The organism is Acidocella sp. MX-AZ02, assembly GCF_000306035.1.
Lineage (GTDB): Bacteria > Pseudomonadota > Alphaproteobacteria > Acetobacterales > Acetobacteraceae > Acidocella > Acidocella facilis.
The window spans coordinates 1-749 of the sequence record NZ_JH976252.1 but is presented as its reverse complement, the minus strand read 5'-3'; the positions used below and the strand labels follow the sequence as shown (position 1 = coordinate 749).

Annotated in this window: 1 pseudogene; it reads right to left on the bottom strand. The window is 74.2% G+C overall.

Features of this window, described 5'->3' with window-relative positions:
* Positions 1 to 749: pseudogene (locus tag MXAZACID_RS19565) on the bottom strand (double-strand break repair protein AddB); the annotation flags it as partial.

The following is a 749-nucleotide window of genomic DNA, read 5'->3' as shown; positions in this document are numbered from 1 at the left end:
TCTTACGTTCCGGGCTGGGCAGCCCGGCGGCGCGGCGCATCGGCCGGGAGAGCCAGGGGCCGGGCTCTTCCGGCGATGGCCATACACCCTCCACCAGCCCGCCCAGCACCGCCACATCCACGCTTTGCAACGCCGCCTCCTGGATGCCCCAGATGGCGATGCGCGGATGCCCGTCCTTCGCCCGGGGCTTGCGCACGCTCTGCCCGGCGATCAGCGCGTCAAGCAGCTCCGGCAGATCGGCCGGGTCCATCTCCGGCATCTCCGCCAGCGCCACCAGACTCTCGGAGAGCAGGGAGGAGAGCGCATTGCCGGCCTCGCCCAGCCAGAGCCGGGCCGGGCCGGGCTCCTCCGGCGTCGCCGCCAGCGCCTCCCCGGCCTCGATCAAGGCGGTGAGCGCTGCCACCGGCGAAACCGCCACCGGCAGCGCCAGAGGGGCCAGCAACGCTTCCAGCCGGGTGAGGAAATCCCGCTCCGCCTGATGCTCGTCCTTCAGCCGGAAGCGCAACCCCTCCAGCCCCGGCGGCGGGCGCGGGCCGCGCAGGGCCTGGCGCTCCAGCTTGCGGGCCATGCTGCGGAACGCCAGCGGGGCGATGCCGCCGGTGGCGAGCGGATGTTTCAGCAGCGCCAGGAGCGGCAGCGGCGCGTAGCCCTCCCGCGCGGCGCGGGCGAGCAGGCGCAGATACACCGCCGGCGGGGTGGCGGAGAGCGGCTCCCCAGCGCTGTCATCGGCGGTGATGCCAAAGCGCTTC